Below are 12,146 nucleotides of genomic sequence, written 5' to 3'. Positions count from 1 at the left end.
TTGGGTTTGTTTAAATTAATATTCTAATAAGGTAGAACTTTCTTCTTTTGTAAGTAAAACACTTTTGTTTTTTTTACCAACTTTAGATTTAATTAAGTTCTGTTGTTTTGGAAAATGTTCGATAAGTATTTTATTAGAAACATCTATGCTATTTACTTTATTGATGTTTTCTATTTCTAAGTAAAAAAATACTAAATCTCCATCATATTCTTTGCCAAGATAATTAAAGTTTTTTTCTTTACCATCTACTTTAAAAGCGAGTTTGTTTTTAAGGTATTTTTCAAAGTAAACATCATTGTTTTTTAATTCTCTTTTGGTGGTTAGCTGCAAATCAATATCAAAATCTTTGTTTAACGCAAGCTCTATATCATCCATAAAAACATTAATAATTATTTGAACAGCTTTCGCTTCGCTCTTATAATTTATTTGTGTTAAACTAAGGTAATATTTATGTGCTGTAAAAGAGAGTAGTGGAAGTGCTATAAATAATAGCAAGTGTATTTTTAATTTCATAAAAAGCTAAAAACAATTATTGAGCCAAATTACTCATTTTTTATGATTTTAAGGTAAGAGACGCTTTCTGCCCTTAATATTTTTATTAGTTCTAGCATTCTATTTTCCTTGTGTAAATCTTCTATACCTAAAGGATTGCAGTATTCTAAGAAATGAAAGTAGTTTTCAATAGGAATTTTTAATTCATCAAAAAAGAATTTTTCTCCCAATTCAGACATTATCTTATAAGGGAATTGTCTTTTCTGATTTAGTTTATTTCTTAATGCCCATAAACGTTCTGAATGCTTAAATGGCATTCCTATTTTGGCTCCTGTACCAGCCATTGGCATTGCGCCTTCCATAGTATTTACTAATGGTGGTTTGGCTTTTTTTATTTCGTCTATGGTAAAATCTTTTTCTTTAAAGTTCACATTAGAAAAATCCATTACTTTTCTTAATAAAGAATCTTGTACATCTCTAGGAACATCTTTAGTATCTATACCTAATCTTCCTAACAATTGATTTCTTTTAAGCTCGAATTCATCTAACGTGTAAACATTTGTATTTAATTTTATATCAAGTTCTCGTTTATCTATAATTTCTTCTGAAATAAAAATCTTTTTTGCCTTGTATTGTATAGATGAAACCCTTAACGTATCTCCTTTAGAAACAAAAATTCTATACAAACCTTGATCACTAGAAAATGTACCTTGATATGTATTTAAATTTATGATATTTGCGTTTTTAATTACACCTAAAGAATCTGTAATCTTACCAGTAATAATATATCTTTTACTTTGAGAATTTGCTGTAAAGACTACAGCTAGCATTAATATAGAAAACAGTATACTTCTTTTCATAGATTTATTAGGCTAAGTTGTACTTGTAACTACCTTGAAAATTACGCAATATTTTAATACAATTTTTATAAAAATTAGTTTTTTTGAAGTAAACTAAGTTCAGTCTTATTCTTTTGAGGAAATGTTTTGCTTTCTCTCATTAAAATTGCTGTAACTTTAATTTTATCATCCTTTTTAAAAAGAGTGATGATGTTTTTCTTAAAACAATAGTTCAGGAATACATTGATGTTGTCTTGCTTAATATTTAAGTCTGTAATAAAAAAATCATCTGTGTAATGCCTTCTAATGCTGGCTAACATTTTATCTTCATAGGTAAGTTTTTTTAACATTCTTTTTCTTTTTTTACTTCCGTTTAAAGCGCCAATTAAATTATCTAGGCTTACTGAAGCGCTTGTAAGTGTTGCATTTACAATTTTTGTATCTTTTTCAACCTTAGTATTGGCATATGGTAAATTAAGCGTTTTTGCATTTACGGTTGGTGATTTTATGTATTGCTTATCTAAATAAAATATTCCTGTAGATCTTTCAAATGTTATTTCATTTAATTCATTTACTTTTTCTTGTAAATCAATGGTTATAGATTTTTTTGCATAAATATCTTCAGTAATAACCGCTTCTTTTTTTTCTAGATTTATATGCGAAATAAATAAAGTATCGTTTAAAGAAACTGGAATTTGAAAAACACCAAAATCATCTGAAGCTGTGCCTTGATTTGTATTTTTGTTGATGATGTGTACATCTGGAATTGTATTTTCTTGAAATAGAATTTTTCCTGATATAATTTTTTGAGCATCTTGCCCAAAAGAAAACCAAGATATAAATAAAAGGTAGAGTAGTAGTTGATTTTTCATTGAAACAAAGAAAATGCCTAGTCCTCTTAAAATTCTATTAAGACACTGATAAAATTTTGTTAACAGGTTACGTTTCTGCTACTTTTTATGATGAAATTAAGAATTGCAATCCATAAAAAATGACTTATTTTTGAGCTATGAAGAAAATGATTATAGCAAGCACATCTACCATTTATGGTGGTAGTTATTTAGAATATCTGTTACCAACATTAAAGTCTCTCTTTAGTGATGTAAAAACAATCTTATTTATTCCTTATGCAAGACCAAGTGGAATTTCTTATGATGCATACACTAATATTGCTAAAGAAGCTTTTCAAAAAATAGGAATTGAAATAGAAGGTATTCATGGCTATAAAAATCCCATAGAAGCAATACAAAATGCTGAAGGTATTTTTACTGGAGGTGGAAATACTTTTGAATTGGTGAATCAGCTATATAAAAATGATATTTTAGAAACTTTAAAAAAAGTATTGGAGAATGGCACACCTTATTTAGGCACAAGTGCAGGAAGTAATATTTGTGGTGTCAATATGAAAAATACTAATGATATGCCAATTGTGTATCCTCCCAGTTTTAAGACTTTAGGTTGTATACCTTTTAATATCAATGCTCATTATTTAGACCCAATAGAAGGTACAAAACATATGGGTGAAACTCGAGAAACTAGAATTAAAGAATTTCATGTATTTAATGAAACTGCTGTTTTAGGCTTAAGAGAAGGTAGTTGGTTAGAAGTAATAGGTGAAACAATAACTTTAAAAGGAAATTATACTGCAAGGTTATTTGAAAAAGATAAAAAACCTGTTGAGTTAGGAATAGGTGAAATTTCTATATAAAAATAGTAGGGTAGTAGTAACAACAGAACAATAAAAAAGGGATAATTTTAATTATCCCTTTTCTTGTCTTAATAAGTTACGTAATCAACAATTTCTAAACCGTAACCAATCATACCAACTCTTTTGGCTTGTTGGTTATTAGTTAATAGTTTTAATTTGCTGATATTTAAATCATGTAAAATTTGAGCTCCAATTCCAAAGTCTCTTTGGTCCATTGCAATCCCAGGTGCTTTTAATTCACCATTCTTCTGATTTTCTTTCAAAATATTTAATCTGCTCAATAAGTTTTTAGACTGATTTTGCTGATTGATAAATAAGATTGCACCTTTACCTTCATCATTTACAACCTGAAACATTTGATCTAATTTCTTATCTGCATTATTGGTTAGTGTACCAAGTATATCATTATTTACTAAAGTAGAATTTATTCTTGTTAAAACTCCATCTTCATTGGTCCAAGATCCTTTTGTTAAAGCTATATGTACTTGATTATTAGTAGTTTGTTGGTAAGCCCTTAAACGAAATTTACCAAAACGTGTTTCAATTTCAAAGTCTTCTTTCTTTTCAATTAAAGAATCGTGTTCCATTCTGTAGGCCACTAAATCTTCTATAGAAACAATTTTTATATCGAATTTTTCTGCAACCTTTAGTAATTGTGGTAAACGAGCCATGGTACCATCTTCGTTCATGATTTCTACAATAACTCCTGCTGGTTGTAAACCTGCTAACCTTGCAAAATCTATAGCTGCTTCTGTATGACCTGTTCTTCTTAAAACGCCACCTTCTTTTGCCTTTAAAGGAAAAATATGACCAGGTCTAGCCAAATCAAAAGGTTTTGTTTCTTTATCAATTAAAGCATTAATGGTTAATGCCCTGTCTGAAGCCGATATTCCAGTTGTAACACCTTTACCTCTTAAATCTACAGAAACCGTAAACGCAGTTTCCATAGGGTCAGTGTTATTATTTACCATCATTCCAAGCTCTAACTCTTTACAACGATTTTCGGTTAATGGTGTGCAAATTAAGCCTCTACCATGAGTTGCCATAAAATTTACCATCTCTGGAGTTACTTTTTCAGCTGCCGCTAAAAAATCACCTTCATTTTCTCTGTTTTCATCATCTACCACAATAATAACTTTACCATTTCTGATATCATTTATTGCTTCTTCAATAGTGTTAAGTTGTGTTTGATTTGCTGAATTTGTTGTCATATCTAATTACCTTTTTTAGGTAGTATTTTTTTGAAAAAATTAGTCACTGGTTGTAAGAAAGAATTTAAATTGAAAATTCCTTTATCTTTTGTTGCTCTATTGGTTAATAAAATTGCTAATGGAATCATTAAAATTGCTGATATCCAGGAGCCTAGAATAGAAGTTATCGAGCTTTCTTCGGCTAAGTTTTTACCAAAAGTATTGGTAAAGAAATACAGCACATAAACTGCAATTGCTAAAATCATTGGTAGTCCAAAACCTCCTTTTCTAATAATAGAACCTAAAGGTGCTCCTATAAAAAATAGGATTACACACGATAATGAAAAAGCAACTCTATTGTAGTATTCTGTGTCATAAAAATTCACCATTTTTCGATTCCATTTTATGCTATCTAAATTATTATTTATTGTACTTACAACTCTAGTTGTTTTGGTAACAGCAGAGTTTAGAATTGTTATTTTCTCTTGAAGTTCAAAATTGTCAATTATAGTGCTGTCTAACGATTTGTTTTTTAAAGAGTCAGGATATTCATATAAATCTTTAGCAGAAGTACTGATAAAAATGTTTTTAGCACGTAAACCTAAAATTTCATCATAATTATCCTTTAACATTGGTATAGTATCCTTAATTTGATCTAAGGTTAGCATCATTGGTATTGTTGCTGAATTGATAGAATCTAATTGACCTTCATCTAAAGTATCTCCAATATCAATATTAAATTCGTATTCTTTAAAAGTGGCACTCGAAGCTGCCATTTTTTTACGTTTTATAGTGGTTCTAGCAGATTTTACATGCTCCTCATAATAATTACCATTGTATAAAATAAAGGTCATATATCTACTACCTTCTTCTGTAACTATTTTCCCACTTTCTGCTGTAATTACTTTTTGATTACCTCTGTTACTCGTTAAATCGTAGATTAAAACTTTTTTAAGCAAGTTTTCTTCTTCTCCATACTTTTCATCAAATTTAATCTGATAGCCAGGTATATCTGCATTAAAACTACCAGGAACTAAAGCTAAAGCTGGCTTTTTCTTTTTGATATTTAAATAGAGATTTCGCTGTTTTAAATTTGCATAAGGAAAAACATTATTCAAAAACAGAAAGTTAAGTCCGCTTAAAGCAATAGCTAAAATTCCAATGGGTCTAACCAATCTTTGTAAGGAAACACCTGCTGATTTTGCAGCTGCAAATTCATAGTTTTCACCAAGATTACCTAAAGCCATTATTGATGATAAAAGCACACCAATTGGTAATGCTTGAGGTATAATCATTAAGGTAGTATAATATAAAAATTTAAGTATGAAAATAACGCTAATTCCTTTACCAGCAATGTTTTCGAAAGCTTGCCATAAAGCTTGCATTACCAATACAAACAATACAATTAGAAAGGTAGCAATAAAAGGAACTAGAAAGCTCTTTAAGATGTATTTATCTAAAATTTTCATAAAAAAACAAAAATAGCACCTTAAATATTAAGATGCTACTAATTTTCTGTTAATTGAAATAATTAATCAATTGTGTAGTTTTGATTTAGATATTTTTGTTCATCAAACTTAAAAAAGCTATCAGAAATTGGCTGATTACTTTTAAACGTTGTAATTGTAAAACTTGTTTTTGCGCCATTAGAACCAGTTTGAATTAACTTATAAATGTGTTTAGTTTTTGCATCTATACCTAATTCTACTTTTACAATATCTGAATCGCTATCAATAGGGTTTAAAGTTACGTACTGTATTTTTCTACCGTTAACATTTTTTAATTTTCCCATTTCAAAATTGTAACCTTCTTTATAAAAGCTTAATAATTTAGAAGGATAAATAAAACCATCATCTGCATTCATATCACCCTCTGAAGTTGAAATTTCTTTTTCTTCATTGTTAATGACATATAATTTTTTACCATCGTAAATAAAACGATTACCTAAATACAGTAAACTGTATTTTTCTCCTTTTAAATTAATTTCACCTCTAATTGGTGGTTCATCACCTTCTTCAATACCTGCTTCTTCATTACTTAAAGTCTGGCTAAAACCAATAAACATATTGTTATAAGCAGACATTTTAGTAGACACTTCATCTAATAAAGCTTTTGCCTCTAAAGAGTTTTGTGAAAAAGTTACACTTGTAATAAACAAGCTTAAAAATAATACTACTAGTTTTCTCATGTTTTGTTTAATTCTCATTTTGTTTAAGCAAAATGTTATTGTTTTTTTTCGTTTTCTAATAATTGCTCAAGAGCCATAAAATCTGGTACTAAAACTTGCCTGGCTTTACTACCTTCAAAACCACCTACAATTCCTGCTGCTTCTAATTGATCTATTAATCTACCAGCTCTATTATAACCAAGCTTTAATTTTCTTTGTAACAAAGAAGCAGATCCTTGCTGTGCTGTAATTATAATTTCTGCAGCCTCTCTAAACAATTTATCTCTGTCTGCTATATCAACATCAATACTTGTGCCACTTTCATCATCTACGTATTCAGGTAATAAATGAGCCTCTGAATATGCTTTTTGCGAACCAATAAAATCAGTAATTTTTTCAACTTCTGGTGTATCTACAAAAGCACATTGTATTCTAGTTATTGAGTTTCCATTGGTATATAGTAAATCTCCACGTCCAATTAATTGATCTGCTCCACCTGCATCTAAAATAGTTCTAGAATCGATTTTTGAGGTAACTCTAAATGCAATTCTGGCAGGAAAATTGGCTTTAATTATACCCGTAATTACATTTACAGAAGGTCTTTGTGTAGCCACAATTAAATGAATACCAATTGCTCTAGCCAATTGTGCTAATCTAGCAATAGGTGTTTCTACTTCTTTACCAGCAGTCATAATTAAATCAGCAAATTCATCAATTACCAAAACAATATATGGCAAGAATTGATGTCCATCATTAGGATTTAATTTTCGCTTTTTAAATTTCTGATTGTATTCTTTTATATTACGAACCATTGCCGATTTTAACAAATCATAGCGATTGTCCATTTCAATACAAAGTGAATTTAAGGTATGCACAACTTTAGTAGTATCAGTAATTATAGCTTCTTCAGAATCTGGTAACTTGGCTAAATAATGACGTTCAATTTTATTAAATAAAGTAAGTTCTACTTTTTTTGGATCTACCAAAACAAACTTTACTTCTGCAGGGTGTTTTTTGTATAACAGTGATGTTAAAACAGCATTTAAACCTACAGATTTACCTTGACCTGTAGCACCTGCCATTAGTAAGTGAGGCATTTTTGCTAAATCTACTACAAAGGTTTCATTAGAAATGGTTTTACCTAAACCAATAGGAAGCTCCATTTGAGATTCTTGAAATTTCTTAGAAGAAATTGCAGAGTGCATAGAAACTATAGTAGATTTTTTATTTGGCACTTCTATACCAATGGTTCCTTTACCTGGTATTGGAGCTATAATACGAATTCCTAAGGCTGATAAAGACAATGCAATATCATCCTCTAAATTTTTAATTTTAGAAATTCGAATTCCTGCTTCTGGCACAATTTCATACAAGGTTATTGTTGGCCCAACAGTTGCTTTAATTTCTGCAATACCTATTTTGTAGTTTTTTAAAGTTTCTACAATTCTATTTTTATTTGCCTCTAATTCTTCAGGATCTATAGAAATACTTTCATTGTATTGCTTTAGCAGGTTGAAAGTTGGAAAACGAAAGTTTGATAACTCTAAAGTTGGATCAAATTCTCCAAAGTCTTTTAATATTTTATCAGATAAATTTTCTGTTGAGTGTTCTTCTTCTTCAGATATTTCTACATTTATATCTAAATCTAAGTCATTTTTGTCAGGTATTGTTTCCTCAACAATTGGTTCAGGTATTGACTCTTCTTCAATCTTTAATGTAATTTCTTCCTTTTTACTAACATCTGAGTGCTTTGAAATAGTTGGTTGCAAGTTCTCTAGAGATAGTTCAAATTCAGATTTTTGCTCTTCTTTGGTTTCAGTAACAGATTCTTCAATTATTGTGGTTTCTTTTTCAACATCAGGTTCTAATGCTTCATTCTCGGCTTTTTGCCTATTTGCAATTCTTTGAGCTTTCCATTTATCTAAATAACTATCTATAGTAACCTTATATCGTACAATGATGTAAGTAAAGAAAAGAAAAACTAGAACAATAGCTAAACCTGTTTTACCTAGAAAAGTTTGTAGGTAATTATTGATTTCATATCCTACAACTCCAGAAAGTAATGCATATTTCTGATGTAAAAACCCTAAGGTTATTGATAACCAAACCATGGATAGTAAACCCCAATTCCAAGAGATAATTATTTTAGCAAACTTTCTTTTAATTAATATATAAAACCCTGTGATGAATACCTGATAAACGATAAAAAATGCAGCTAAACCTAAACCATCATAAATAAAGAAATGGCTTAGGTTTGCACCAATTTTACCTAATAGGTTACTACTCTTTACAGTTTTATCAGATAAATGATTTAATGTGCTTTGATCTGCTTGCCAATTGAAAAAGAATGAAATAAAAGCAATAAACAAAAAAACCGAAAACAAAATTAAAAATAAACCCAAAATATTTTGAGTTTGTCTTGTTTTTAAAAAAGCAAAAACAGGTGTTTTTTCTTCTTTAGATTTTGAAGTTTTGGTTTTGGTTTGTTTTGATTTGGCCATTAAAAATTAGCGATTTTTAAAGGGTAAATATACATATTTGCTTAAAATAACAACGTTATTTTAGGCACATAAATTATAGAAGCAATAATTAAAGATATTATGGCTGCAAATGTTGGTGCACCTGCAGCTATATCTTTTATTTTACCTATTTTTTCGTGAAAATCTGGGTGAATAAAATCAGCAATTTCTTCTACAGCCGAGTTTGCAGCTTCTGCTACTAAAACAAGACCAATAGCTAAAAACTGTATACCCCATTCTAAGGCAGAAATATTAAATAGAAAACCAAGAATTGTAGCAATAACTGCCACAAATAATTGAGCTTTAATACTGTCTTCAGAAGTAACTAAAATCCAAAGGCCTTTAAAAGCAAATTTGAAACTTCTAATTCTACCTCTTATAAAACCGTCATTTGGGTTTTTCATATTATAAAACCTCTAATGCAGCATCATAATTTGGTTCTGAGCCAATTTCTGGTACTTGCTCTGTATAAACAATTTTTCCTTCAGCATCTATGATTACAATAGCTCTAGAATGTAAGTTTTTAAAAGCGCTATCAGCAATCGTTACTTGATAATCTTTACCAAAAGAACCATCTTCAAAATCAGAAAGCATTTCTACATTATCAATACCTTCAGCTCCACAGAAACGTGCTTGTGCAAATGGTAAATCTCTAGAAATACATAACACAACTGTATTTTCTAAATCGGATGCTTTTTCATTAAACTCTCTTACAGATTGTGCGCATACTCCTGTATCAACACTTGGAAAAATATTTAATATGATATTTTTACCTGAATAATCTGCTAAAGACTTTTCTTTAAGTTCAACTGTTTTTAAATTAAAATCTAATGCTTTTTCACCAACTTTTGGTAAATCACCTACTGTATTTATAGGATTTCCTCCCAATGTTATTCCTGACATCTTTATAAATTTTGTTTATTCAAAAGTAATTAATTTTATTGATAATGTTATTTTAAAACTGTGAAGTTCTCCTTAAATAAATGCAAATCTAATATGTATCTTCGCGATTTTAAATAGTAGGGTAGTAGTGAATTTAGCTCAATATACATCAGAATTTAAGTACAATTGGAAGTTGGCAGCACCTGTAATGTTAGGTATGTTAGGCCATACGTTTGTGGCGTTCATAGATAATATTATGGTTGGGCAGTTGGGTACTGCAGAACTGGCTGCAGTTTCTTTAGGAAATAGTTTTATGTTTATAGCAATGTCTATAGGAATTGGTTTTTCTACAGCAATTACACCTTTAATAGCTGAAGCGGATTCATCTAATAACTTACTACAAGCTAGAGCAACCTTTAAGAACGGCTTATTTTTATGCACTGTGTTAGGAGTTTTACTTTTTTTAATGGTGTTTTTTGCAAAACCATTAATGCACTTAATGCAGCAGCCAGAAGAAGTAGTAGCCTTAGCCATTCCTTATTTAGATTTAGTTGCATTTTCTTTAATTCCGCTTATCGTTTTTCAAGCCATTAAACAATTTAGTGATGGAATGTCTATGACTAAATACCCAATGTATGCAACATTATTAGCCAATATTGTAAATGTAGTTTTGAATTATTTATTCATTTTTGGAAAGTTTGGTTTTCCAGAATTGGGAATAGTTGGTGCTGCTTATGGAACTTTGGCTTCTAGAATAATTATGGTAATTTATCTGTGGATTTTATTAAGTTACAAAGAAAGATCAAAGAGAATTATGAATAATTTAAAATTCTTTGTTTTAGATGTTTTAATGATTAAAAAAATTATCAACTTAGGCTCTTTAAGTGCCATGCAAATGTTCTTTGAAGTAGCTATTTTTACTGCAGCTATTTGGCTTAGTGGTCTTTTAGGTAAAAATCCACAAGCCGCAAATCAAATTGCGTTAAACTTATCTTCTATGACATTTATGGTAGCTATGGGTTTAAGTGTGGCTTCTATGATAAGGGTTGGAAATCAAAAAGGATTGCAAAATTACAGAGAGTTAAGAAGAATTGCCTTTTCTATCTTTTTATTGGGAATGATCTTTGCAACTATTTTTGCAATTTTATTTTTTATTTTTCACAATGTAATGCCAACCATTTATGTTGATTTAGGTGATGAATTGAATTACACAGATAATATGGAGGTAATTTCTATAGCTTCTAAATTGTTAATTGCAGCAGCATTTTTTCAAATTTCAGATAGTATTCAAGTAGTTGTTCTAGGTGCTTTACGTGGTTTACAAGATGTAAAAATACCTACAATTCTTACATTTATTTCTTATTGGTGTGTAGGATTCCCAGTTTCTTATTTTTTAGGTTCTGAAGAAATGTATGGTAGTTTTGGTATTTGGTTGGGCTTGTTAGCTGGTTTAACTACTGCATCAATCTTATTATTTATCCGATTTAATAAACTGACTTTAAAGTTAATTGCAACAAAGACAGAATTAGTTAGTTAACGTATTTACTTGAACTTTACTTTCTAAGTTTTCAAAGTCATAAAGGTTGGTGTCTAACAAATGCGAAGGAAATACGTTTTGTAAGGCATTCATCATTATTGCGTTTCTATCAGGGAACTCTTTTTCCCAATGAGCTATCATTTCCTTTACTTTTTTTCTTTGTAAATTTTCTTGAGAACCACACAAATTACACGGAATTATTGGGTAGTTTTTATAGTTCGAGAATTCTTCAATATCGCTCTCATTACAAAATGCAAGGGGTCTTAAAACGACTAAATCTCCTGCATCATTTTTAAATTTTGGAGGCATAGTTTCTAGCTTTCCTGAGAAAAACATATTAAGAAAAAAAGTTTCTAGAATATCATTTTTATGATGACCTAAAGCCAATTTATTGCAACCTAAGTCTTTGGCAGCCTCATATAAAGTTCCTCTTCTTAATCTAGAGCAAAGGCTGCAAGTGGTTTTGCCTTCAGGAGTTTTATCCATCACCACTTTGTAGGTGTTTTTTTCAATTATTTTAAAATCAACTTTTAGGTTACTTAAATAAGTTGGTAACACTTCTTCTGGAAAACCGGGTTGTTTTTGATCTAGATTTACAGCAATCAAATCAAAATTTATAGGTGCAACTTTTTGGAAATAAAGTAACAAATCTAATAGGGTATAGCTGTCTTTTCCTCCAGATAAACAAACCATAATTTTATCTCCTTCTTCAATCATTGTGTATTGTTGAATGGCTTGTGCTACAGATTTCTGAAGTTTTTTAGTGTTTTGTTGCTGTTGATTCATAGCTGCAAAAATAATAGAATCAATAA

The 12,146-nt window shown here is 29.6% G+C and carries 12 protein-coding genes; 2 read left to right on the top strand and 10 right to left on the bottom strand.

The genetic code is table 11. The features are described 5' to 3' along the window. Window positions 1-15 precede the first annotated feature (15 nt). The 3 genes from V7R38_RS10150 to V7R38_RS10140 all read right to left on the bottom strand — a co-directional run bounded on the left by V7R38_RS10150 (window position 16) and on the right by V7R38_RS10140 (window position 2,203). On the bottom strand, window positions 16-513 hold the full coding sequence (locus tag V7R38_RS10150) for a DUF6702 family protein (protein WP_334058109.1): 498 nt from the start codon (window positions 511-513) through the stop codon (window positions 16-18). 29 nt (window positions 514-542) lie between these two features. Further along, a complete protein-coding gene (locus V7R38_RS10145; protein ID WP_334058107.1) occupies window positions 543-1,352 on the bottom strand; it encodes a hypothetical protein in 810 nt (269 codons plus the stop codon). A gap of 74 nt (window positions 1,353-1,426) precedes the next feature. After that, window positions 1,427-2,203, bottom strand: coding sequence for a carboxypeptidase-like regulatory domain-containing protein (locus tag V7R38_RS10140; RefSeq protein WP_334058105.1), 777 nt, complete (start codon window positions 2,201-2,203; stop codon window positions 1,427-1,429). A gap of 137 nt (window positions 2,204-2,340) precedes the next feature. Between V7R38_RS10140 and pepE the strand changes: the two genes are divergently transcribed. After that, entirely contained in the window at window positions 2,341-3,039 is a 699-nt protein-coding gene (pepE, locus tag V7R38_RS10135) for a dipeptidase PepE (protein WP_334058103.1), read from the top strand. Window positions 3,040-3,107: 68 nt separating this feature from the next. Here pepE and ribB read toward each other — a convergent pair whose 3' ends face one another. The 6 genes from ribB to tpx all read right to left on the bottom strand — a co-directional run bounded on the left by ribB (window position 3,108) and on the right by tpx (window position 9,818). Next, complete coding sequence (ribB, locus tag V7R38_RS10130) at window positions 3,108-4,250, bottom strand: 3,4-dihydroxy-2-butanone-4-phosphate synthase (RefSeq protein WP_334058101.1); 1,143 nt, start codon at window positions 4,248-4,250, stop codon at window positions 3,108-3,110. A gap of 2 nt (window positions 4,251-4,252) precedes the next feature. Continuing rightward, a complete protein-coding gene (locus V7R38_RS10125) occupies window positions 4,253-5,698 on the bottom strand; it encodes an LptF/LptG family permease (protein ID WP_334058099.1) in 1,446 nt (481 codons plus the stop codon). A gap of 62 nt (window positions 5,699-5,760) precedes the next feature. Then, complete coding sequence (locus V7R38_RS10120) at window positions 5,761-6,417, bottom strand: LolA family protein (protein WP_334058097.1); 657 nt, start codon at window positions 6,415-6,417, stop codon at window positions 5,761-5,763. Between the two features lie 35 nt (window positions 6,418-6,452). After that, window positions 6,453-8,897, bottom strand: coding sequence for a DNA translocase FtsK (locus tag V7R38_RS10115; RefSeq protein ID WP_334058095.1), 2,445 nt, complete (start codon window positions 8,895-8,897; stop codon window positions 6,453-6,455). Between the two features lie 41 nt (window positions 8,898-8,938). Beyond that, entirely contained in the window at window positions 8,939-9,319 is a 381-nt protein-coding gene (locus tag V7R38_RS10110) for a diacylglycerol kinase family protein (protein ID WP_015480154.1), read from the bottom strand. A gap of 1 nt (window position 9,320) precedes the next feature. Then, entirely contained in the window at window positions 9,321-9,818 is a 498-nt protein-coding gene (tpx, locus tag V7R38_RS10105; RefSeq protein ID WP_334058093.1) for a thiol peroxidase, read from the bottom strand. A 127-nt stretch (window positions 9,819-9,945) separates the two neighbouring features. Between tpx and V7R38_RS10100 the strand changes: the two genes are divergently transcribed. Further along, window positions 9,946-11,334 carry an MATE family efflux transporter gene (locus tag V7R38_RS10100; protein ID WP_334058091.1) on the top strand — a complete coding sequence of 463 codons (1,389 nt, stop codon included), beginning with the start codon at window positions 9,946-9,948 and terminating at the stop codon, window positions 11,332-11,334. Here the strand turns inward: V7R38_RS10100 and ttcA are convergent. Then, entirely contained in the window at window positions 11,323-12,120 is a 798-nt protein-coding gene (gene ttcA, locus V7R38_RS10095) for a tRNA 2-thiocytidine(32) synthetase TtcA (protein WP_334058089.1), read from the bottom strand. The genes V7R38_RS10100 and ttcA overlap by 12 nt on opposite strands. Window positions 12,121-12,146 lie beyond the last annotated feature (26 nt).

It is taken from the genome of Polaribacter sp. P097 (assembly GCF_036864555.1).
Classification (GTDB): domain Bacteria; phylum Bacteroidota; class Bacteroidia; order Flavobacteriales; family Flavobacteriaceae; genus Polaribacter.
This window is presented reverse-complemented; position numbering and strand designations above follow the sequence as displayed.

Bases quoted from the DNA above. Each gene is read 5' to 3' on its own strand.
- ribB (WP_334058101.1), bottom strand. From the start codon at position 4,250: ATGACAACAAATTCAGCAAATCAAACACAACTTAACACTATTGAAGAA.
- V7R38_RS10115 (WP_334058095.1), bottom strand. From the start codon at position 8,897: ATGGCCAAATCAAAACAAACCAAAACCAAAACTTCAAAATCTAAAGAA.
- V7R38_RS10120 (WP_334058097.1), bottom strand. From the start codon at position 6,417: ATGAGAAAACTAGTAGTATTATTTTTAAGCTTGTTTATTACAAGTGTA.
- pepE (WP_334058103.1), top strand. From the start codon at position 2,341: ATGAAGAAAATGATTATAGCAAGCACATCTACCATTTATGGTGGTAGT.
- V7R38_RS10145 (WP_334058107.1), bottom strand. From the start codon at position 1,352: ATGAAAAGAAGTATACTGTTTTCTATATTAATGCTAGCTGTAGTCTTT.
- V7R38_RS10150 (WP_334058109.1), bottom strand. From the start codon at position 513: ATGAAATTAAAAATACACTTGCTATTATTTATAGCACTTCCACTACTC.
- V7R38_RS10110 (WP_015480154.1), bottom strand. From the start codon at position 9,319: ATGAAAAACCCAAATGACGGTTTTATAAGAGGTAGAATTAGAAGTTTC.
- V7R38_RS10125 (WP_334058099.1), bottom strand. From the start codon at position 5,698: ATGAAAATTTTAGATAAATACATCTTAAAGAGCTTTCTAGTTCCTTTT.
- V7R38_RS10140 (WP_334058105.1), bottom strand. From the start codon at position 2,203: ATGAAAAATCAACTACTACTCTACCTTTTATTTATATCTTGGTTTTCT.
- tpx (WP_334058093.1), bottom strand. From the start codon at position 9,818: ATGTCAGGAATAACATTGGGAGGAAATCCTATAAATACAGTAGGTGAT.
- ttcA (WP_334058089.1), bottom strand. From the start codon at position 12,120: ATGAATCAACAGCAACAAAACACTAAAAAACTTCAGAAATCTGTAGCA.